Origin of the sequence: Alcanivorax sp. NBRC 101098, from assembly GCF_001010505.1 — a bacterium.
Classification (GTDB): Bacteria; Pseudomonadota; Gammaproteobacteria; order Pseudomonadales; family Alcanivoracaceae; genus Alcanivorax; species Alcanivorax borkumensis.
Genome location: NZ_AP014613.1, coordinates 2,575,391 through 2,597,501 on the forward strand (window position 1 = coordinate 2,575,391; position 22,111 = coordinate 2,597,501).

22 protein-coding genes and 1 tRNA gene are annotated in these 22,111 nt (G+C 55.8%); 9 read left to right on the plus strand and 14 right to left on the minus strand.

The window, feature by feature from the left end; genetic code table 11:
- Positions 1 to 125 precede the first annotated feature (125 nt).
- From hisF to hisB, 4 genes are all read right to left on the minus strand, one after another.
- Positions 126 to 902, minus strand: coding sequence for an imidazole glycerol phosphate synthase subunit HisF (gene hisF / locus AS19_RS11640; RefSeq protein WP_011589553.1), 777 nt, complete (start codon positions 900 to 902; stop codon positions 126 to 128).
- Between the two features lie 16 nt (positions 903 to 918).
- Positions 919 to 1,659: a 1-(5-phosphoribosyl)-5-[(5-phosphoribosylamino)methylideneamino]imidazole-4-carboxamide isomerase gene (gene hisA, locus AS19_RS11645; RefSeq protein WP_035459508.1), complete on the minus strand. Its 741-nt coding sequence runs from the start codon at positions 1,657 to 1,659 to the stop codon at positions 919 to 921.
- Between the two features lie 104 nt (positions 1,660 to 1,763).
- Positions 1,764 to 2,405, minus strand: coding sequence for an imidazole glycerol phosphate synthase subunit HisH (hisH, locus tag AS19_RS11650; protein ID WP_011589555.1), 642 nt, complete (start codon positions 2,403 to 2,405; stop codon positions 1,764 to 1,766).
- 35 nt (positions 2,406 to 2,440) lie between these two features.
- Complete coding sequence (gene hisB, locus AS19_RS11655) at positions 2,441 to 3,055, minus strand: imidazoleglycerol-phosphate dehydratase HisB (RefSeq protein ID WP_011589556.1); 615 nt, start codon at positions 3,053 to 3,055, stop codon at positions 2,441 to 2,443.
- A gap of 69 nt (positions 3,056 to 3,124) precedes the next feature.
- On the opposite strand from hisB, the gene AS19_RS11660 reads away from it, so the two are divergent.
- Positions 3,125 to 3,448: a GNAT family N-acetyltransferase gene (locus AS19_RS11660; RefSeq protein ID WP_011589557.1), complete on the plus strand. Its 324-nt coding sequence runs from the start codon at positions 3,125 to 3,127 to the stop codon at positions 3,446 to 3,448.
- Here the strand turns inward: AS19_RS11660 and AS19_RS11665 are convergent, their stop codons facing one another.
- Entirely contained in the window at positions 3,449 to 5,371 is a 1,923-nt protein-coding gene (locus AS19_RS11665; RefSeq protein ID WP_231860823.1) for a sensor histidine kinase, read from the minus strand. It lies immediately after the preceding gene.
- 109 nt (positions 5,372 to 5,480) lie between these two features.
- Between AS19_RS11665 and AS19_RS11670 the strand changes: the two genes are divergently transcribed.
- The 4 genes from AS19_RS11670 (at position 5,481) to AS19_RS11685 (ending at position 9,329) form a co-directional block, all read left to right on the plus strand.
- Positions 5,481 to 7,691: an AsmA family protein gene (locus AS19_RS11670; protein WP_046962094.1), complete on the plus strand. Its 2,211-nt coding sequence runs from the start codon at positions 5,481 to 5,483 to the stop codon at positions 7,689 to 7,691.
- 102 nt (positions 7,692 to 7,793) lie between these two features.
- Positions 7,794 to 8,870 (plus strand): A/G-specific adenine glycosylase, encoded by a 1,077-nt coding sequence (mutY, locus tag AS19_RS11675; RefSeq protein ID WP_046962095.1) that lies wholly within the window; start codon positions 7,794 to 7,796, stop codon positions 8,868 to 8,870.
- Positions 8,871 to 8,915: 45 nt separating this feature from the next.
- Positions 8,916 to 9,200 (plus strand): oxidative damage protection protein, encoded by a 285-nt coding sequence (locus AS19_RS11680; protein ID WP_011589561.1) that lies wholly within the window; start codon positions 8,916 to 8,918, stop codon positions 9,198 to 9,200.
- Between the two features lie 53 nt (positions 9,201 to 9,253).
- Positions 9,254 to 9,329, plus strand: a tRNA-Phe gene (locus AS19_RS11685).
- Positions 9,330 to 9,641: 312 nt separating this feature from the next.
- On the opposite strand, the gene AS19_RS11690 is transcribed toward AS19_RS11685, so the two are convergent.
- From AS19_RS11690 to AS19_RS11725, 8 genes are all read right to left on the minus strand, one after another.
- Entirely contained in the window at positions 9,642 to 9,908 is a 267-nt protein-coding gene (locus AS19_RS11690) for a hypothetical protein (RefSeq protein WP_046962096.1), read from the minus strand.
- Positions 9,905 to 10,153, minus strand: coding sequence for a hypothetical protein (locus tag AS19_RS11695; RefSeq protein WP_046962097.1), 249 nt, complete (start codon positions 10,151 to 10,153; stop codon positions 9,905 to 9,907). The genes AS19_RS11690 and AS19_RS11695 overlap by 4 nt, the downstream gene beginning before the upstream one ends.
- On the minus strand, positions 10,150 to 10,554 hold the full coding sequence (locus AS19_RS11700) for a DUF5681 domain-containing protein (RefSeq protein WP_046962098.1): 405 nt from the start codon (positions 10,552 to 10,554) through the stop codon (positions 10,150 to 10,152). Before AS19_RS11700 ends, AS19_RS11695 begins: the two co-directional genes overlap by 4 nt.
- A complete protein-coding gene (locus tag AS19_RS11705; protein ID WP_158319820.1) occupies positions 10,541 to 11,131 on the minus strand; it encodes an inovirus-type Gp2 protein in 591 nt (196 codons plus the stop codon). Before AS19_RS11705 ends, AS19_RS11700 begins: the two co-directional genes overlap by 14 nt.
- Before the next feature lie 238 nt (positions 11,132 to 11,369).
- A complete protein-coding gene (locus AS19_RS11710; RefSeq protein ID WP_046962099.1) occupies positions 11,370 to 11,639 on the minus strand; it encodes a hypothetical protein in 270 nt (89 codons plus the stop codon).
- On the minus strand, positions 11,636 to 11,833 hold the full coding sequence (locus tag AS19_RS11715) for a hypothetical protein (protein ID WP_046962100.1): 198 nt from the start codon (positions 11,831 to 11,833) through the stop codon (positions 11,636 to 11,638). The genes AS19_RS11710 and AS19_RS11715 overlap by 4 nt, the downstream gene beginning before the upstream one ends.
- Positions 11,834 to 11,928: 95 nt before the next feature.
- The gene (locus tag AS19_RS11720; protein WP_046962101.1) at positions 11,929 to 12,780 is read right to left on the minus strand and encodes a hypothetical protein; all 852 of its coding nucleotides are present in this window, start codon (positions 12,778 to 12,780) and stop codon (positions 11,929 to 11,931) included.
- A complete protein-coding gene (locus AS19_RS11725) occupies positions 12,767 to 14,095 on the minus strand; it encodes an integrase family protein (protein WP_173425776.1) in 1,329 nt (442 codons plus the stop codon). The genes AS19_RS11720 and AS19_RS11725 overlap by 14 nt, the downstream gene beginning before the upstream one ends.
- 1,499 nt (positions 14,096 to 15,594) lie before the next feature.
- Here AS19_RS11725 and AS19_RS11735 point away from each other — a divergent pair.
- Together AS19_RS11735 and AS19_RS11740 are read left to right on the plus strand one after the other, a co-directional pair.
- A complete protein-coding gene (locus AS19_RS11735; RefSeq protein WP_046962102.1) occupies positions 15,595 to 17,007 on the plus strand; it encodes a cytochrome P450 in 1,413 nt (470 codons plus the stop codon).
- 305 nt (positions 17,008 to 17,312) lie between these two features.
- Positions 17,313 to 18,101, plus strand: a complete 789-nt coding sequence (locus AS19_RS11740; protein ID WP_046962103.1) for a M48 family metallopeptidase — start codon at positions 17,313 to 17,315, stop codon at positions 18,099 to 18,101.
- Positions 18,102 to 18,395: 294 nt separating this feature from the next.
- Here AS19_RS11740 and hldE read toward each other — a convergent pair whose 3' ends face one another.
- On the minus strand, positions 18,396 to 19,826 hold the full coding sequence (gene hldE / locus AS19_RS11745) for a bifunctional D-glycero-beta-D-manno-heptose-7-phosphate kinase/D-glycero-beta-D-manno-heptose 1-phosphate adenylyltransferase HldE (protein ID WP_046962104.1): 1,431 nt from the start codon (positions 19,824 to 19,826) through the stop codon (positions 18,396 to 18,398).
- Between the two features lie 196 nt (positions 19,827 to 20,022).
- On the opposite strand from hldE, the gene AS19_RS11750 reads away from it, so the two are divergent.
- Positions 20,023 to 21,189 carry a hypothetical protein gene (locus AS19_RS11750; RefSeq protein WP_046962105.1) on the plus strand — a complete coding sequence of 389 codons (1,167 nt, stop codon included), beginning with the start codon at positions 20,023 to 20,025 and terminating at the stop codon, positions 21,187 to 21,189.
- Positions 21,190 to 21,196: 7 nt separating this feature from the next.
- Complete coding sequence (lpxL, locus tag AS19_RS11755) at positions 21,197 to 22,111, plus strand: LpxL/LpxP family Kdo(2)-lipid IV(A) lauroyl/palmitoleoyl acyltransferase (protein WP_046962106.1); 915 nt, start codon at positions 21,197 to 21,199, stop codon at positions 22,109 to 22,111.

Here is a 22,111-nt window from a genome sequence, read left to right on the forward strand (position 1 = left end):
ATGCTTCTATCCGGGAGCTGTGAGCCCAAGCCAAGAGAAAAGTGGGGCTAATTTATGACCAGTACGCAACGCTCTAAAGTGATGACAGGAAGGGTGTAATCCGCCCGACAAGAAGAAAACACCGGTTAGCCTAGGCGCATTTCCACGCCGGCAGACTGCATAAACTCCTTGGCTTGCTGCACTGAATACTCTCCGAAATGGAAAATCGACGCCGCCAACACCGCATCAGCACCGCCCTGCTGCACACCATCAACCAAGTGCTGTAGGTTGCCAACCCCGCCAGAGGCAATCACCGGGACGGGGACCGCATCGGCAATGGCTCGAGTCAGGGCAATATCAAAACCATTCTTGGTGCCATCGCGGTCCATGCTGGTCAACAGAATTTCACCCGCGCCGTAGTCGGTCATTTTCCGGGCCCATTCCACCGCATCCAGCCCAGTGGGTTTACGACCGCCGTGGGTGAAGATTTCCCAGCGGTTGGTATCGCTTTCCGCGCTGACTTTTTTCGCATCAATCGCCACCACAATACATTGGGAACCAAACCGCTCCGCCGCCTCACGAACAAACTCCGGGTTATGCACCGCGGCAGAGTTGATCGCCACCTTGTCGGCACCGGCATTCAGCAAGTTACGAATATCCTCCAACGCACGCACACCGCCACCCACGGTCAGCGGGATAAACACCTGGCTGGCGATCTGTTCCACCGTGTGCAGGGTGGTATCGCGCTCTTGATGGCTGGCGGTGATGTCCAAAAAGGTAATTTCATCCGCCCCAGCGTCGTTATAGCGCTTGGCAATTTCCACCGGGTCACCGGCGTCACGGATATCCACGAATTGCACGCCCTTGACCACTCGGCCGGCGTCCACATCCAGACACGGAATAATGCGTTTGGCTAAACCCATAATACGTCCCCGGCGCTCAGGCGCCGCTCAACTCATCGGACAACGCCTGACCATCGGCAAAGTCCAGGGTGTTCTCATAGATGGCACGGCCCGTGATAGCACCACTGATGCCCTGATCGGCCACTGCACACAGGTTGCGCACGTCATCAAGATTGGTAATGCCGCCGGAAGCGATCACCGGGATCGACATGGACTGGGCCAAGCGCACAGTGGCGTCCACATTCACCCCCTGCAGCATGCCATCACGGCTGATGTCGGTGTAGACGATGGCCGAAACGCCATCGTTCTCGAATTGTTTCGCCAGGTCGATCACATCCACATCGGTGACATTGGCCCAGCCATCGGTGGCCACCTTGCCGTCTTTCGCGTCCAGACCCACGATAATGTGGCCGGGGAACTGCTCGCACATGGCTTTCACGAAAGCCGGCTCATTCACGGCCTTGGTGCCGATGATCACCCACTGCACCCCGGCATCTAGATAAGCCTGAATGATTTCCGGGCTGCGGATGCCACCCCCAATCTGGATCGGTAAATCCGGGTGCGCCTTGGCAATCGCTTTGACGATATCGCCGTTCACCGGCTCACCGGCAAAGGCCCCATTCAAGTCGACCAAATGCAAGCGGCGGGCACCCCGCTCCACCCAATGGCTGGCAACGGCCACCGGATCTTCGGAAAACACCGTATCGTCTTCCATCCGCCCTTGCTTAAGGCGTACACATTTACCGTCTTTCAGATCGATGGCGGGAATCAGTAACATCAGAATCTCTTCATTTAAATTCATGGAAATCGGCATCCCTCCCCCGCCGCGCCCGTTATACGAACACCGTAGAGAGAAACCCTAGCGTGCAAGCCTGCTGTCTTTTATGGCTGCCAGCGCAGGAAGTTTTCCAACAGGGCGAGGCCTGCATCCGCGCTTTTTTCCGGGTGGAACTGCACCGCAAACACGTTGCCTTGAACCGCGGCTGCCGCAAAACTCAAACCATAATCACAGCGCCCTGCCACAGCGTCATCGGGCAGGCCGGTAACGCAGTAACTGTGCACAAAATAAAACCGGGTATGGTTGTCGATACCGGCCCACATAGGATGGGCCATGCACTGCTGTACCTGGTTCCAGCCCATGTGCGGCACTTTCAAGCGAACACCGGTATCGCTGAACTGCTCACCGAAAAAAGTCACCTGGCCGTCGAAGATGCCCAGGCAATCCACCCCGTGATTTTCTTCACTACGGGCCATCATTGCCTGCATCCCGACACAGATGCCCAACAGCGGTTTGCCCGCCGCCGCCACATCACGGATGGCCTGATCCAGGCCGGTGTCTTTCAGAACCGCGATGCAGTCACGAATAGCACCCACACCAGGAAAAACCACCCGGTCCGCTGCACGCACCTGCGCCGGATCGCCGGTAATAATGATTTTCTGGCCATCGGCGACTTTCTCCAGCGCCTTACCTGCGGAGTGCAGGTTACCCATTCCGTAATCAATAACGGCAACGACTTCGCTCATACTCGGGGCTGTCCTTGTAATTGCTACTGGGCTGCTTACTGGCTATCGCCACTTTCGCTCAGGGTGCCCTTCGTGGAGGGCGTAATACCATCCATACGAGGATCAGGCTCTACGGCCATACGCAGTGCACGGCCAAACGCCTTAAAGACGGTCTCGGCCTGGTGATGCGCGTTTTTACCGCGAAGGTTATCAATATGCAGGGTAATCATGGCGTGGTTCACGAAGCCCTGGAAAAATTCATAGAACAGATCCACATCAAAGCCGCCAATGCTGCCTCGCGTAAATTCCACAAACATCTCCAGCCCAGGCCGGCCAGACAGATCCAGCACCACCCGTGACAGCGCTTCATCCAGCGGCACATAGGCATGGCCGTAACGGCGAACGCCTTTTTTATCACCGACAGCCTTGGCGAAGGCCTGCCCAAGGGTGATACCGATATCTTCCACCGTGTGGTGGGCATCGATGTGCAGATCACCCTTGGCTTTGATATCCAAATCAACCAGGCCATGACGGGCCACCTGATCCAGCATGTGCTCAAGGAACGGCAGACCCGTATCCAGCGTGCACTGGCCGGTACCATCCAAATTGATAGTGGCTTGAATCTGGGTTTCCAGGGTGTTGCGCTCTACGGTAGCGCTTCGCTTGCTCATCTATACCTCCCAGGCATTGGACCGGCTATTATACGCACCCCAACAGGACCTAACCAGCGGAGAGGACAGATGCCGATCAGCGTAGAAGCCCACACCCTTAGCGAAAATCAGTGTGAGGCCTTTGCCAAGGTGCTTCGTGATGCGCCGCAATACCGCCAGAAGCTAGCCGATGCGGTCGCCAGCGGACAAGGGCGGTTGTTCGCCGCCCACTTCAATGGCCAGCGTGTCGCTATTGCACTCATAGAAGAAAAACAGCCCCAACTGGCCTGGATGGTAGTGCACCCAGCCACTCAAGGGCGAGGCGTAGGCAAGGATTTCCTACGCTTAATCGGTCAACAGCTGGGGGAAAATCTGACGCTGCCAGACCACTGTCAGACACAACGGTCGCTATAGTTAAGCCAACGGCAACTGAATATGCAGAGCAAAGCCCCGCCCGGGGCCGTCGCTCTCAGCCCACAACGCGCCGCCCACTTGTTCAATCATTACCCGCGCCATGGCCAGCGATAAGCCGAACCCTTCTTCGTGGTGCCGTGAGCCCATCACGAAAAACGGCTCTAGAATCTTTTCCAGCTGGTCTGCTGTAGCGCCTCTGCCCTCATCGCGAATGCAAAGTTCTGCATTCTCTGCGGATGCATCTACTGTGCTTGTGATGTCCACACAGTCACCCTCAGCGCTGAACCGCAGGGCATTATCCAGCGCCATAGACAGCACCTCACTCAATTCACCCTCGCAAGCACGCACCTGTAGATTCGGGCTAACCCGATTACGCACCACCACGCCACATTCCGTTATCCGCTCCGCCTGCTCACGGAGAATGGCGTCCAACATCCACATGGGCTGGCAACGCCCCTGTAGCGGCGGCTGATCACGGTCGGAAAGGTCGAAGTAGCGCAATGACGTGCTGACGATACCGGTAAGTCGCCGCTGCCCCTTGCGCACCATGGCCCATACGTCCACATCTTTGTCGCCCTGCCCCTGCCCTGATTGCCCCAAGGAGTCCGCCGCGCCAATCCAATTGATCGGCGTATTCAGTTCGTGGCTGATGTATTGCAAGAACATGGATTTATCCTGGTTCATCTGCTCAATATCCGCCAGGTGCCGCTCCAAATTCTGTTGCGCCTCAACAGACAACTGCTTGCTCTCGCTTTCCAGAAAACGGATCCGGTCACCCAGCGCTAGCGACAACATCACCACCACCCACAACGCGCCAAAATGCAGCAAATAAGGAACAATCACGCTATAGGGAATTAATCCTAGGTTGCCCAAGGCATACAAAAACACAGCGAGCAAGAACACGGACCAAGCCAACACATACAAGCGCGCTACGCGGAACCCCTGGCGCCAGACCACCCAACCCAACCAGCTGAATAACACCACCGTTATCATCACCATCACCGTGGACAAGTGGTAGGAGTACGGTGGCGGTATCACCCACTGCAACAGGAACGCCAGCCCGATCAATATCAGGTAATGTTTCAGCAACCGATCATAACGAGGGAAACGCTGTGCCAGCTGCAAGAACTGCCGTGAATACAGCGCCAGCGACAACCCGCAAATATACGTGGTCAGCCAAAAATATTCGTTAACTTTGGGATTGTCTGGCCACAGATACTGCAGCCCGAAACCACTCACGCAGATATTGAAAAAAAGCACCCCGGTGAGGAATACCACAAAATGCAGGTGCACATTGTCACGCAGAGACAGAAAGAGCAGCAGATTGTAAATCAACATGATGGTCAGGGAACCGTAGAACAATCCCTGAAGCAACTGCTCGATATAGGTGTATTCCACCAGCCCCTTCGCACTGTACAGCATAGGCATCATGTTCAGGGCGCCTTTACCGCGCACCTTAATATAGTACTCACTCACCCCGTCAGGCAGTGCGTCCAGGTTGAACACGAAAGCACGGTGATCCATGGGCCGACTACCGAATGAGCGGGTATCTCCCACTGCATATTTACGGAACTCACCATCGGCTTGTGGCACAAACAGCGTCAGCTCATCGAGAATGGGATAGCGCTCTACCAGAAACCAGCTACGCCCATCCATCTGGCTGGCATTCACCTGAAAACGCAGCCAGATAGTGCTTTTGGTGAAGCCAAAGTTCAGCGTATCACTGTCGTTTTTGCGAAACCGGCTGGCGAACTGGTCCCGGATCTGGCTCAAGGTCCAGTTTCCTTCCGGGTCCTCCAGCACTTCGACCTGGGCCCCCAGCTGAACACTGTCACCTGCCGAAGCAAGCGCAATAGGCTCAGCACGCACTATTGCCCCAACCATAAGCAGCAGCATCAAGGCAGCAACATGGAACTTTCGCAAACGCTCTTCCCCTAACTCACAATAACAATCACGAATAATGCTACGGTATGGTCAGTGAATTCCCACTGCTATAATCACGATCCAATGACCAACGCGCAAGGAGTGCTCCATGGGACGCCTGTTAAAAATTTTGCTGATCACTTTATTTACCATCATTGTGCTATTAGCCATTGCTGTTTTTGTGATCACGCAGGTGATTGACCCCAACGAATTTAAGCCAGAAATCGAGAAGCAGGCGCAAGAGCAGGCCAACCTGACCTTAGATATTCAAGGCGACCTAGCGTGGCAGTTTTGGCCCTCTCTAGGCGTCAGCCTAGGCCGCACAGAAGCGCGCATCGCCGATGAAGAGGCCCTATTCGCTGCACTCGATGAGGCCAGTGTCAGCGTCGCAGTGCTACCACTACTGTATGGTCAGGTGGAAATGGATGGTATTACTCTGGCTGGCTTGGATGTCAATTTGGTTGATGGCCCTGATGGCGCCAACTGGGAACAAATCGGCCCGCAGACACCCGCAGAAGACACCGCAAAGGCAGAGGAACCGGCCAACGCAGAGGAAGATAGCAGCAGCTTCGACATTCCCCTCACTATCCCCACGGTTGTGGTCAGCGACGGCAAGGTCCGCTACCGCAATACCGCTGACAGCACGGATATCGTGGTCGAGCACTTCAACCTGAACGCCCAAGACGTAAACCTGGACGAGCCTTTCCCTCTCCAGCTATCCCTGCGCTATCAAGACCAAAGCGACATGCGAGTGGACATGAATTTGGACACCGTTTTATCCGCCGATATCGACAACAACCACTTTCTCCTCAATCCGATGAAACTGGATGCCAACATCGCTGGCGCCACCACTATGCCGGTGGATGTGCACCTGGAACAGAATTTTGAGGTAAACCTAGACGAAGACACGGCCTCCATTAAGGATCTCCTGCTGCAAGCCGCCGGCACAGAGACTAAAGGTAATGTTGAGATCACCGCACTCACCGGTGACATGCAGCTCAGCGGCAAACTGGCCACCGCGCCTTTCGATGCCAACAAAGTACTGGAAGCCATTGGCGAGGCCCCCATCGAAACCACCGACAGCCAAGCACTGAGCAACATTGCCCTAGAGGCCACCTTGGGCGGCGAGCCCGGCAGCGTCATGGCCAGCCCGCTCACCGTGACCCTGGATGACAGCACCCTCCGTGGGAGCGCTGGTCTAGCCAGCCTGGAAAGCGGAAAAATCGTCTTTGATCTGACGCTCGATAAAATCACTCTAGATGGCTACATGCCTCCCGCCAGCGGCGAAACTGAAACCGCGGCACCTGGCGGCGGCAAAACCGGCGGCACCAATAGCCTCAGCGACGCAGAATTGATCCCCGTGGACACGCTGCGCCCATTACGGGTAGACGGTAAACTGGCCATCGGCAGTCTCAACTATGACGGCATCAGCGCCAGCGATATGAAATTTGCGGTTACCGCCAACAACGGCGTCCTCAAATTGACCCAAGCCACCGGCAACACCCTGGGCGGCAGTTTCAGCGCCAACGGCACGCTAAATGTCGCCGGCAGCACCCCAAAAATTTCGGCCACTAACAAAATCAGCAGCGTACAAATTCAGCCCATCGCCCAGATGGCACTCGACGACGATCTCGCCAAGGGTATTTTTTCCATGTCCGGCAGCTACAGCGCTAGTGGCAACAGTGAAAAAGCACTGATGAACTCCGCCAAAGGCAACATCGATCTAAGCCTGGCTGACGCCACTGTGCGCGGCCTGAACCTGTACGACACCCTGGTAGGTGGCGTGAACGACATGTTGGGTCAATTTCAGGGATTAGCAGCCGCCCTAATTCCCAACCAAGAATCGGGCAAGCTGCCTTCCCCTCTATCCGAAGACACCAAAATTCTTGACCTTAAAACCAAGGCTCGGCTGGACAAGAACGTAGCCTATCTCGACAGTCTTAATGCCACCCTCAGCAAGGGTGAATTAAGCGGTAGCGGCTGGATGAACATACTCAACCAAGACTTCGACCTGAAAATTGGCATGCAGTCACCAGAGTTGGGCACATCCAAGTATTTGCAAGGCACCACCTGGCCACTACGTTGTGAAGGCAACCTAGGCGGCAGCCCGGCCAAATGGTGCGGCCCTGACAAGGATGGCTTCAAGGACATTGGTAAACAGGTCGCCGCTAACGCCACCAAGGACAAGCTAAAAGACAAATTCGGCATTGAAGGTGAGGGTGACACCACCGAAGAAATCCTCAAGGATGCCGCACAAAAGAAAGCCAAGGACGAAATCAACAAACAGCTACAGGACGGCCTAAAGAAACTGTTTAATTAAAAACCGCTGTGTATTTCACACGCACGCGGCCGCTAAACCGAACCGCAATCGTAGGGCGAAAGCAAACCAACGTCAGCTTTCGCCCTACCCACCCGGAAGTCCATGCCTAAATACTCATTGAGTCCCGAGCATTTCAGCCAGGCGCTGCTCGACTGGTACGACCAGCATGGCCGCCAAGACCTTCCTTGGCAGCACCCTCGCACGCCTTATCAGGTGTGGATATCGGAAATCATGCTGCAACAAACCCAAGTGAACACGGTGATTCCCTACTTCCAGCGGTTCATGGAGCACTTTCCGGATGTCAAAACGCTGGCGCAGGCCAAACAGGATGAAGTCCTACACCTGTGGACCGGCCTCGGCTACTACGCCCGCGCCCGCAACCTCCACAAATGTGCGCAGCAATTACTGGAGAACTACGCAGGTGATTTCCCCAACACCGTAGAAGAAGTTGCCACACTCCCCGGCATCGGCCCCTCCACGGCTGGGGCTATCCTTGCCCAGAGCCGCGGCATTCGCGCTCCCATCCTCGACGGCAACGTTAAACGGGTGCTGGCCCGACTGCATGCCGTACCTGGCTGGCCCGGCAAGAAACCTGTGGAAAGCCGGCTATGGGAGCTGGCCGAGCACTACACACCCGACCACCGACTGGCAGACTACACCCAGGCGATCATGGACCTGGGAGCGACCCTGTGTCGACGCAGCACCCCCGACTGCACCGCCTGCCCAGTGAAAACCGGGTGCCAAGCCCATGCCAACGGCAACCCCCAGGACTACCCCGGCAAAAAGCCGAAAAAAACCCTGCCGGTGCGCACCACCGTCATGCTTATCTTGCGTGACAGGGAGGGTCAGGTTTGGCTGGAACAGCGCCCCCAGCAAGGCATCTGGGGCGGCCTGTGGTGCTTCCCGCAAACCTGTGCCATGGAACAGGTACACCATGCCCTTCAAACCCGCGCTTTTGATGCCCGTGGCGACACCCAACAGCTGCCCCCCTTTCGGCACACTTTCAGCCACTACCACCTGGATATCGAGCCGCTGGAAGTGGCCGTGGACACAGCCGGCCCCTGTGACAATAATGGCCGCTGGGTAAACCCACAAAACCCCGGGAAATTGGGGCTGGCAGCCCCTGTGAAAAAGCTGCTAGCCAGCTTGTCCGCACCACGGCAAGCCCGCATGTTATAGTCGCCCCAAACCTCCATTCAGACCAAGCATTCCCACGGAGACGTTATGAGCCGCACGGTTTTCTGCCGCAAATACCAAAGCGACATGGAAGGTCTGCCCCGTCCACCCTTCCCAGGCCCCAAGGGGCAGGACATCTTCGACCATGTATCCCAGCAAGCCTGGAAGGAATGGCTTCACGAACAAACCATGCTCATCAACGAAAAACACCTGAACGTGATGGACCCGGAAGCCAAACGCTTCCTTGATGAGCAACGTGATCGTTTTCTGAACAATGAAAACTACGAAAAAGCAGAGGGATACGTTCCACCTGCTCACGATGCGAACAAATAAACGCCCATGGCTTGACGACTTCGATCCAAGCCGCTTTAATACGCGCCCTGATTGCCCGGATAGCTCAGTCGGTAGAGCAGAGGATTGAAAATCCTCGTGTCGGTGGTTCGATTCCGCCTCCGGGCACCAGTTAAATCAATGGCTTAGGCCATAAATGAGAAGCCCGGCTTATAGCCGGGCTTTTTCATGTAGGAGCCATGTAGGAAATCACTGAAGATTCCGCCCTCCCTTTCTCCGCACACCATCCCCCAAAACCCAGCGCAAACCCAAAACCGGTTTGGGTTCTGGTAGCGCTCTCGATAAATCGCGATTCGTCCGCACCGTGTCCGCATGACGTGTGGACAGCACTCGACACTGTGGTCGTCACTTCACTGCGGACTCAATGAGCGTTCAGTGAGTGTTCAGCGAACAGGGGGAAGGGGCAGGCATTCAGGACAGGGGCTAGTGGGCGCGGTCGATTCCGAAAAAATATACTACAGGGCCAGCCGAACCATCTTCCCTGCGTAGCTCAGCCATCACCACCCGCGCCCGGCCTTTCAGACTCGCATCATCTTCGCCGGGGCCGCGCATCACTTTTACCGAAAGGCTGTTACCGGGGCAGCACTCCCAGCCTTCGCGGCCTGGGCCACTGTAATGCTGAATCCACATCTCCAGCGGCTCCCCATGATCCGCCTCCAGCGCCGCCAACCGTTCATTCAATCGTTTCATGCCGCCAGCTCCCGCACCTGTAGCGCAAACACCCCAGCGGGCAGCCTGTGCGCCGCCTCGCTTCTGATTGCCGTTTTCAGGCTGGCCGGATCGTCGCCGGGGTAGTCACTCTCACCGCCCGGCCAAGCCACCCGGTAGCCCCGGAAAGGTTGCGGGCTCTCTACGGGACGCATCACCAGAATTACAACAGGTTCACCGCCGCCTTGCTCCAGACGGGCCAGCCGGTTCAGAGTTCGCGTGTTCATTGTTGCCTCTCCTCCAGTGCCAGTAATCGCTGTTCTATATCGTCCAGCTCTTTCAGCTTCGCCATACGGGTCAGCCCGTCCACCAGTGACGCGCCTACGTCCGGGGGCAGCTCGCCCCGCCCCACTGCCGCCAGCACCACGCCCGCTTTCTCCGTGAGCCCTGACGCCTTTTCTAACGCCGGTATATTCACCGTGGCTGCCGTGGCCTTCTGTGGCGGCAAGGTACGCTCCAGCAGCAAGCGCATGGCCGTCATATCGCCATCAAGCGCGGCTTGCTTGGTGGCGTCCAGCAGGTCAGGCAAGTCGGCCTCCAGCTTTTCACGCATCTTGGTGAAACGGCTGCGGGCTCCCCTGGGCTTGCCTGCCGGGTTGCCAGACTGGCCGCGCTTAAACTTCGCCATACCTGATACCTCCCTGATTTATACAGGGCCGGATAACGCTTCTACCGTAGTTATTCGCGGTAGCTGCCTTGTAGCCCTTGCCTCTCTCTTTCGCCAGATAGGAACCACGCTCAAACGCTTGCGCGTATATCTCTGGTTTGCCCCTTTCCAGCATGTAGTAACAGTTTTTCGGTGTGTAGGGCCGTGGCCAGTCCCAGCCTGCCGCTATCTCCTCTGCCATCTGTATCACCTTGGACGGGTGGCGCACCTTATGGCCGTCCAGCATTAGAATCAGGTGGTAATGCTGTTTCTTGGCTTTCTCCAACTCTCGCACCCACAAGTAGGCAATACGGCTTGTCTTGTACTGACGGCCCAGCCGTTTTTTCATCTTTCGGCAGAAGTCAGACATAGCCGCATTGTCTCCACTGTATTCATGCTGGCGAATATCCAAGCGAACAAACAGCACTCTGGCGTAATGGCTCAGCATGGCATCCATTTGTTGTTTCAGCGCCGCCAGCACCTCCAAATAGCAACCACGCCTTTCATCGGCGTTTATGGATAGCATCATGCCGTCCAGACTGACCACATTGGCCCTCATTATTTTCCGCACCTGTTGGGCCATGCGCTAATAGCCCTTTGGTCAGGAATGAATGATTGAAACCCTGTATAGATATTATGAAATACCGGCGCTTTTTTTAGGGCTGAAGAAACCCGCACGCCAGACGACACAAGGGGCGCAGCACCTCGCCACTTCCAGAAACAGGGGTAAAGTATTGACATGGATAGGCACCCCAAACGGGGCACCCGGCGAGCGTCTTTCCGATGGTGCTGGCGGATCATACTGGCACCCTCCAGCGTTCCAGCAACCGGGCCGCTTTCTCTCTGGAAGATCCGGCCAAGCGGTACTGGGTCACGGTGGTTTGCGTTCCGAAACGGTTAGGCACCTTCACGCGCTCACGGTCGAACACCAGCCCGTAACCGTTGAACAGGGCGCTTATGGTGGAGTGTAGGCAGTGGTCGCCAATATGTTCAGCCTCGAAGCGGTGAAGGCTGTGGCCGCGATAGAACACCAGCAGGATGCGGGCCTGTTTCCCTAGCTTTCTCATGCCGCGCCCTCCTTTCCCAACAACTGTTCCGCCGCATCAGCTGGCCATAACAGTCGTCCATTGGGTAGTTTGCGAGGGGTGACACCGAAGTAACTGCCGGTCTGGCAGAGTCGCACACGGATGGATTCAGGTTTGATGCCTATTTGTGCGCCGAATTGAATGGTGGTCAGGCCACCCTGATAAACACTCTTCATTTGTCAGAACTCCATTAAGTGGAGCCCTAACAATCGGCGTTAAGCAGCTCACAATCGCCCGAGAATAAAACTCTGTTTTCGCCTTCAATCCTCGGTCATCTTGGAAATGGAGCCTGCCAACCAATAAAACGACAATTCGCCCTTGTCAGCCCCAACACCGCATCCCCAACCGCTTTACCGCTCCAGCTCCCGTATTGAGAAATATCAAGAGCCATGGAGGCCGCTACCGCCACAGCTGAATAAAGAGGCCTTCCGCCCGAAGGCATTGGGGTGCCCGTCGCCAGCCGGGCCGGGCTTTCCATCGTTGCCAGACGATTCAGCAACGACAGATGGAAAGACAGCATTGCCGCCGCTTCTGGCTTGTTCCCCTGTTGATCCAGCTTGCGCCGAAACTCTAGGCAGCCGTAACAGTCCCAAGCCCCCTGCGATGCCATTCCCGCCGATTCAACAAGCCCTTCCCCCAGCACCGCCAAAAGCTCGCCGATGTTTCGTTTTTCTTCCGGGTTCGACGGCGCCAGCTTCACGCCATGCTTCTGAAGATAAAAAATAACTTTCCCCAGCGATAGCCCAAGCGACGGATAAGATCCCGCCTGTTTCAGCACCTCCCCGGCTTCGGCCAGCTCTCTCTGGTATTCCCTTGCCTCTTTAACGCGACCTCTCCATCGCTGATATTCGTCTTGCTGGGCAGACCACTGCCGGGCATCCCACATTGCCCGCCATGTATTGGCCGCCAACTCTCGCGCTTTGTCCAGGCTCATGTTCTTGATAATGGGATGATAGGCCCACGCAAGGGAATCGCTTTCTATGTAAGGGCTTTCATCCTTGGGAAACTCTTTCGCAGCCGCCCCCCGGCACACCAAGAACCATTGGAAAAACGCATCATAGGATTCCCCCAAAGCATCGGGGCCAGGATGAAAATTCCACGGATTCTCTTCAATGCGAAGCATTCACCACCCCCAATTTTTTCAGCTTTTCCGTGGGGTCTGGTTGCTCCAGCCCGGCCTGATCCAGAATCCAGCTCTCGATACTGGTATGCCACTTGCGCAACAGGTCCAGGGGGCGCTGGCGGTAGTGTTTTTCGGCAAGGGCGCTTGGCTTGTGGCCCTGTATTTGCGCCACGATGCCCACCGGGCATTCCATCCATTCCGCCAGGGTGCCGAAGGAACGGCGCAAGCCGTGAAAGGTGGTATGGGGCAGCCCGGCCATGGCCACCGCACGCTGGTGAGCGCGGTAAACATCCGTGAGCCTGCCGGATTCAGACGTGGCGCTACTGAATACCCACTCATTCCGGCGGGGCAGCGCGTACAGCTTGCTGGCCAGATAGGGAGTCAGGGGAATAATGCGCTCGCCCTCTACCTTGTCGCCAAGGGTCAGACTCCGCCACCGGAAATCCACATCAGCCCATTTCAGCCGGGCCATTTCTTCGCGGCGGGCTCCGGTAAGCAACAGGGCTTCCAGATAGGCCGTAACAACCGAGTTGTCATGCTGGCCAACCGCGCCGAACCAGTCCGCCAGCATCTCTTTCTGTAAGCAATCCGTCTTGGCCTTGGGCGATGCCACCGCCTTACGGACTTTCTTGGTCAGCACCTCGGACGGGGCCGCCAGCCCCTGATACCGGGGCTGATCCTCGCACCAGTGAAGGAACGCCCGCAGTAGCCGAAAGGCACGGGCCGCTGCCGTGGGCCTGCTCTTGGATTCTTCCAGCAACCAGCGCTCCAGCCGATCCGGCGTCAGGTCTACTAGGCGCACACCTGAAAGCGCATATAGTGGCCCAGCCTTGGTTTTCAGCTTGGAGCGCTGGCGCGGTAGCCCCGGCGTCTGTATCGCCTTCTGGTGGTCTTTCTGGTGGTTCTCGCTCCAGTGCTTGCTGTTTGCCTCCACGTACTCCGGCCACAACTCGCCAAGGGTAACGGCCTGCCGTTGCTTTTCGTGGCGCTCTCGCTCTTTCTGGCGAGCCTGTGCGGCTTTTTCGTCGCGGGGGTCTGTGCCGGAATCCACCAGCACCTGTAACCGGCGTGCTTCCGCTCTGGCGGCGGCAATGTCCCACGCCTCGATTGATCCAATGGTGGTGCGCCCGTTCCTGCCATGTAACCGGAACTCGAACACATAGGATTTCGCACCGCTGGCCGTGACTCGCAGCCCCAGACTGCGGGGGTCATCATCCCAGACCAGCAGTTGCTGGCGGCCCTGGGGGCACTTCGCCTTGCGGATACGCTCAGGGGTGAAATGGATGCGGTTTGGTGTACGCTTTGCCTGTGCCAAGGGGAATCCTCCATATTGCCCTCTGGTCAGCCCTAGAAGTGTTGCCGCACCTCTGGGGCTTTTTTTGGACTCAAAAAATTGCTTTTTCGAGAATCACTCTATTTCCGCAGAAATAAGCCCCTTAATTTCATGTAGGAGCCATGTAGGAACTGTGTAGGAATTTTCCGCTAATTGAGAGAGGTTAACAAGGATTAAGGTAAGGCATTGTTTCAAAAGGAAAGACACTGATTTAAAAGGAAAAATAGGCGCAAATTAACGCCACCAAACAACCCCTTGATATGGATTGAAAATCCTCGTGTCGGTGGTTCGATTCCGCCTCCGGGCACCAAATTGCAGTACTAGAGGTTCCTGCCTCGCCTTTAAAGCCTCTGATTGTACAACGATCAGGGGCTTTTTTGTGTCTAATACAATCCTAACGAGTCCATTGAAATCCAAGAGTATTTTTGTGGGTACTCCACCCCTTCCCTCTTTGAGATACCCGCAAATGAAGCCGCCGGACACAGCCATCTGAAATGGCCGAACTGAATCACCACCATTCGCTAGACACTAGCCAGCCGCTCTTTGTACTACCCCGACTGCTGTAAATCTTTCACTGTACCCTCACACGTTTCAGGAACCGGAAAAAGCTCTAAGCGACGGCATGATCGTGGCTGCTCCCCGGCGCGAGAACAGATTCAGAACCACAGCCAGATACAGCCGACCTTCGTGGGTACGGATATAAGCGATGTCCGTCACCCAACCTGCACTTGGCGTATCTAGACTGAACTGCCGCTACAGGCGTGTCAGCGTCGCACTGTGCATTCCGCCTGCTTTGTATCACGGCTTTTAAGAGGTCAGGCGCTTCGCTAACGCGCTTGAGCGCCTCCTGAAGTCGCCCCCCTGCTCATCGACCTTCATTGTTCGCTGAAGCGTTCGGCATAGCACCATCGGGAAGGTGAGCTTCAGTTGATTGGAATCAAAATGAATCCATCCAAGCAAAATAAACAGGGGATGCGGCTTGGTACGTGAGTCTGGATGGCGGAATACGCGGCCTTCTTCTAGAAGTGGCCCAACGTCGAGGGCACGGTACCGTGCAGCAAGACCCGGTTCACAGGCAATCAATCGTGAGTTATTCGACGGAATGCCTGCTTCAAAGGGGGGGCTGCTGCGGCCCTCTTGCTATGACGCTTTTGGTATGGCCGTCCCAGAAAAAAGCCCTAACTGTCTTGAAATGCCCTCTTCATGTCACTAAATGTCCTCTCCAGCATGGTTGCACAGCGACAGGCTAGATTTCATACAAATTTTTGGTTAGGGAGTCTTCCAGCAACACCTGCCACCTGATTGTTCCAGAAGAATGGCTCGATAAAACTGGGCCGACTAATGATGCTAAAGAACAAATGTTGTTATGACACCTGAGCGTGCAAAAGCCTCTCAATGGGGTGTCCGGTTAAGGCCACTGAGGCAATGGACGGAATGACTGTTCAGTTGCCAGAATTTCAAATGTAAGTGCGGAGATCGACATGTCAACGAGTTCAAGTATAAGTAATGACATCCAGGCAAAAGTAATTAACGCCACTTCCAAAGTCGTGCCAATGCATCTACAGATCAAGGCCCTAAAAAACTTGATGAAGGTGAAGCGGAAGACCATTGGGACTTCCCGCCCTCAGGTGCACTTTGTTGAAACCGATTTGCCTGACGTCAATGATGTAGCGATAGAAGACATCGACACAAGCAATCCTTTTCTATACCGACAGAGTAAGTCCAATTCTTATTTTAAGCGGCTGCGTGATGAGGCACCGGTACACTACCAGAAGGACAGTGCTTTCGGGCCGTTCTGGTCGATAACACGCTACGAAGATATTGTCTTCGTGGACAAGAACCATGAGTTGTTTTCCTCCGAGCCGCAAATCACCTTAGGTGAATTTCCAGAAGGCCTGTCGGTCGAAATGTTCATCGCGATGGATCCTCCCAAGCACGACGTACAGCGGCGGGCAGTCCAGGGTGTTGTTGCGCCCAAGAACCTGAAGGAAATGGAAGGACTGATCCGCAAGCGCACCGGGGACGTACTCGATAGCTTGCCGCTGGACACTCCGTTCAACTGGGTGCCGGTGGTGTCGAAAGAGCTGACCGGTCGCATGCTCGCCTCACTGTTAGACTTCCCGTATGACGAACGCGAAAAACTGGTTGGCTGGTCGGATCGATTGTCCGGCGCGTCCTCGGCAACCGGCGGCGAGTTTACGAATGAAGATGTATTTTTTGATGACGCGGCAGATATGGCGTGGTCTTTCTCCAAGCTTTGGCGTGATAAAGAAGCCCGTCAAAAAGCAGGTGAAGAGCCCGGTTTCGACTTGATCAGCATGCTTCAGTCCAATGACGACACAAAAGATCTGATCAATCGTCCTCTGGAATTCATTGGTAATCTCGCGTTGTTGATTGTTGGCGGCAATGACACCACGCGGAACTCAATGAGTGGGGGTGTATTGGCGTTCAATCAGTTCCCAGAGCAATTCGAGAAGCTAAAGGCGAACCCAAAGCTGATCCCCAATATGGTCTCTGAAATCATTCGCTGGCAAACACCGCTTCCGCATATGCGCCGGGTTGCCACGCAGGATGTGGAACTGAACGGGCAGACCATTAAGAAGGGTGATCGGGTGCTGATGTGGTATGCGTCGGGCAACCAGGATGAGAGAAAATTTGAAAATCCTGAACAGTTCATCATCGACCGCAAAGAAGCTCGCAATCATGTAGCGTTTGGTTACGGGGTTCACCGCTGTATGGGTAACCGCCTTGCCGAACTACAGCTGCGCATTCTATGGGAAGAGATACTCCCACGTTTTGAGAAGCTCGAAGTGATCGGTGAGCCGGAGCGCGTGCAATCAAACTTTGTTCGAGGCTATTCCAAGATGGTAGTTAAGTTGACGGCTAAAAAATAATGACTCGTCAGAACGGAAAGGTGGCCGAACAACAATCCGACAAAGCAATATTACTGTCGGTCTTGGGTCAAAGGCATACAGTGTTCGGTACGGAAGAATTCCGTTTATTCATCGACAAGTTATTTCTATATATGAAAATTTAACCCCCCGTGTGGCTGGTTTAATTCCACCTGCGCACCAAATAAAAGGCCCCGCTCACAAGAGCGGGGCCTTTTCGTTTCTGGCGTCCCTACACAACACCCGCAACCTGCGCTACCGTGAAGCATAACTTCGCGGCCTGAGCGCCGCTCTAACAAGGTTTCCCTGTGCGTTTTTTCCTCTTGGCCATTTTGCCTTTACTGCTGGTCGGCTGCGACCAGACTCCCACCGGTCGCGACCAACTGGCGCTAGTACCAGAGTCTATGATGGCGGACTTTGGTCGTCAGACTTTTGTGCAGCTGCAGCAGCAGTTACCGGTGAGTACCGACGAAAGCGCCCGCCGAAAGGTGCAATGCGTGGCAGAGCACCTGATCAGCCGCATCCCCGCACGCTTTCCTGGTGCGACCATGCCGACCACCTGGGAGGTGGTGCTGTTCGCAGATTCCACACCTAATGCCTTTGCTCTACCCGGAGGCAAGATAGGCGTCAATGAAGGGCTGCTTAAGGTGGCACAAAGCGACGACCAGCTGGCCGCAGTGGTGGGCCATGAAATCGCCCATGTACTGGCCAAGCACGGCAACGAGCGGTTAACCCAGGAGTTGGGCATCAAAACAGTATTGTTCATCGTTGGGCTGTTAAGTGAAGGTGATGCAGATACCGAGAATATTCGGCAGGCCCTCGGCGTGGGAGCATATCTGGGGATTGCGCTACCGTTCAGCCGTAGCCATGAGCAGGAAGCGGACGCCATGGGCCTAGAGTTGATGGCCAGCGCGGGTTTTGATCCACGACAAAGCATTCAACTATGGCGCAATATGGCCGCCGCAGGCGGTGCCCAACCTATGGAGTTTCTCTCCACCCACCCTAATCACGACAGCCGCATCAAGGCACTGGAGGAGCGGATGGGGAACACCCTGCCGCTGTATCATCAAGCGTCGCCGGTGAACTGCGAACGCTAATCGCATCACAGCCGGCGTTGCTGCGAACAACAACCATTAGCTAGCCACCACGACTTTCAGGGAGACCGCCTTAACCTCCGGCAGCCAATCATCGTCCTTCATAGTCACAGGCTAAAAAGGGAACTTGGGCGGAGAACCTCAGACGTGAAGACCCCAGAGACGCTTCCGGGGCTTCCTTCCCTGTTATCCTGAAGGCGGAGGCCGGGCAACTCGACTTCTCCACACCCGCACTGAACACGCGAGTAACCGGCAAGTGTTCACTCGCTAGTAATTCATTCTCCCCCCGCGAATCCGTTAATCTTTCTCTCGAATGCGCTCCACAATCTTGGTGGTGGAGATGTCATCGATGAAATCGAGCACTTTTACCTCACCACCATAGCTTTTCACAAATTCGTGGCCCACCACCTGGTCTACGCTGTAGTCACCGCCTTTCACAAGAACATCTGGCTTAATGGACTCCAACAGCGGCTCCGGTGTATCAGTATCGAAAGCCACCACCCAGTCCACCGCCTCCAACGCAGCCAAGACGGCCATGCGGCGCTCAAGCGGATTAATAGGCCGACCCGGCCCCTTCAACCGTCGAATCGATTCATCACCGTTTACCGCAAGCACCAAGCGGTCCCCTTGCCGACGAGCCGTATCCAAATACCCCACATGACCGGCATGGATAATGTCGAAACAGCCATTGGTGAAAACGATTCTCTCGCCCTGGGCGCGAGCATCCTCGATGGCAATCAGCAATTGCGCTTCGCTCATCACGCCACGACCGGAGCCTCCCTCTTGATGCACCGCACGACGCAATTCGGGAGCGGAGACCACCGCCGTGCCCAGTTTCGCCACCACAATGCCAGCGGCAATGTTGGCCAAGGCCACCGCATCTTCCATGGCGGCGCCCGCAGCTAACGACACCGCCAGCACCGAGATCACCGTGTCCCCCGCGCCAGTGACATCGAATACTTCACGGGCCCGGGCCGGCAGGTGCAGCTCTGGCAGGCCATCACGCAACAGCGTCATCCCCTTCTCGCTACGGGTCACTAGCATTGCTTGTAAATCCAGATCACGGATCAGCTGCTGCCCTTTGGCAATCAGGTCTTGTTCATCCTTCACAGGCCCCACCACCGCTTCAAACTCACTAAGATTCGGTGTCAGCAGGGTCGCGCCGCGATAAGGCTCAAAATCCGTGCCTTTGGGGTCTACCAATACCGGCACACCGGCATCCCGCGCTAGGGCGATGAGCCCAGGGCAATCTCGCAGCGCGCCTTTAGCATAGTCAGACAGCACCAGCACGCCACAGTGGGCCAGCTGCCGTTTTACCTGCTCTGCAAAAGGGGCGGGGTCCTGATGGTGGAAGTTTTCTTCGAAATCCAGTCGTAGCAACTGCTGTTGGCGGCTAATCACGCGCAACTTGGTAATAGTCGGCAAGCCTGCCACTTTCTGAAAATGGCAGCCCACTTCTGCCGCCGCCAGGCGTTCCTCCAGAATAGACGCCGCCTCATCATTACCGGTCACCCCGACCAATTCCGCGCGGGCGCCCAACGCCGCCATGTTCAATGCCACATTGGCGGCACCACCAGGGCGATCTTCTAGCTCGGTCACGCGCACCACAGGCACTGGCGCCTCCGGTGAAATACGGCTGGTGGGGCCGTGCCAATAGCGATCCAGCATGACATCACCCGCCACCAGAACACGGGCTTGGGCAAAAGAAGGGATGTGCGGGTTTTGCATCAATGTCTCCATAAGACAACAGAGCCGAATTGCCCGCAATTGTAGCATAGCAGTGGAGGCAAACCGGTTCAGACAGTACACTTCGCGCCACAAGACTGCGTGAGTGTGTCACCCGGCAATTACGCATCACCTCGCTGTCAGGGTATCATTCAGTAGCCCTTAACCCTTGGCCAATTTAGAAGCAACAGGACACGCTATGCCACCACTGCCCCCCAACATCATGCAAGGTCGCTGGCTACGCTGGTGGCTCACATTATCATTTGCAGTGATGTTCAGCGGTGTCTTCCTGTTCAGCTCCCGCATCGGCTTACTTAACGTGCTAGATGTGCTTTTCTTTTTGCCCGGTCTAACCCTGCTCACCCGCGCCGTAGTCAGTGGCGATCATCGCCTGATGACCTCGCCTTTTCTTGTTCCTCTTTATCTATTGCTCGCCTGGGCCTTGCTCAGCCTAGCTTGGGCAGAAGAACCCAATTCCTCACGCACGGTGCGCGGAGTCGTGCAGATTGTGGTGATCGTGGGGTTATTTCGTTGGCTACACCTGTATTTCCGTAACACCTTTAAACAAGCCATGGCCAACGGCGCCCTGTGTGCCGTGATTGTGTCTTCAATCGTTATGGTCAGCTACTACACCACTCAGCCATTCAGCAGCCCCCTGTTCAGCGAACCGGCAAACCTGATTTTTCGCATGCCTTCTCTTGACCCCTCCCTGGCACTGATGGCCATGGTGGCACCGACGTTCATTCTTCTGGCACAGGGCATGGAAGAAGGGGCATCCGGCAAAGGCGCCCGCCGCTTGGTTGGTGCCGGGGTCGGCTTTGTGTTTCTTTGCCTAGCCTCTTTGCCTCTGGGGTTAATGTGCATCATGCTTGCTGTCGCTTGGCTGCTTACCCGTAGCTCTCGCCGCTGGCTAAGCCTGATCCCGCTGGCCGCTGCCTTTTACCTGATGGTGCAAGGTGGCCACAGTGTGGCGGTGAACAACTACTTCGCTCACCCCCTAATCGGTAACGGGCTGAATCACGAAACATTGAATGGAGTGCTCGCCTACAACGGCTCTCACCTACAGACCCTCGCTCACCCCCGAAATATTTTTCTGCTATTGATTCACGGGCTGGGATTGGTCGGCCTGGTGCTGTTCATCGCCAGTTGGGTAAGCCCACTGACCGCCCTACTGCAGCGCCAGATCAACTGGCATGACAGTGCGGCCTACACCATTGCTGTTCTGCCAGGCCTGTGTATGGCCTACGCCGCCGGCGCATATCTACTCGTGCCATTCCATGCCAGCTGGCTTAGCCTTTGGCTCCCTTTAGCGCTTCTGCTGGCCCGACTCAGCGAGCGCCCAAGCATCCATCCCAACAGTCGTTGAGATTACCATGGGAAAACGCACCAACCGACCTTCACGCCTCTCCGATCCGCGCCTATACCCTAGCTGGCTAGGCGTCGGGCTATTCTGGCTAGTCGGCCAGCTACCGTGGACTGTTTTATTGGCCGCGGGTCGTGGACTGGGCCACCTTGCCTGGCATCTGACAAAAAAACGCCGCCATGTTGTTCAGACCAACATTCGGTTTTGCTTCCCAGAATTAAGTGCCGAAGAGCAAGAAACCTTAGCCAGGCGCTGCATGGTCAGCACCGGCGAAGCCATTCTGGAAATGGCCGGAAGCTTCAGCAACCACCGCATCAACCTTAATAACCGCCTGACTATCAATGGCTTAGAGCATGTCCGCAATGCCCAGGCCGCAGGGCAAGGGGTGTTGTTACTGGGCATGCATTTCAACAGCATAGATGTGGGGTCGCGGTTACTGAGTTGCGCATTTGATATGAATGCAGTCTATCGCCCCAACGATAACCTGGTGATTGATCGCTTGATCAATAAGGGACGCCTGAACTACATGAAAGGCATCGTTAAGCGCACAGATATTCGACATATCGTTCGCTTGCTCAGAAAGGGAGACATAGTGTGGTATGCCCCGGATCAGGATTACGGCACCGCCCACGCGGTATTTGTGCCTTTTTTTGGCGTGCCCGCAGCGACCATTACCGCCACCAGCCGCATCGCCCGCATGGGCAAGGCCGCCGTCATTCCCTGCGCGCACTACCGCCTACCCGGCGGGCGCTACGAGATCGAATTCGGCCCGGCGCTGGAAGACTTTCCCTGCGGTGACGATGAACAGGACACCGCTCGCATCAATAGCACTATCGAAGGCTACGTGCGCAAGTACCCGGAGCAGTATCTGTGGGTGCACAAGCGGTTCAAGCATCAGCGGGACGGGCAATCTCCGTACCGATAA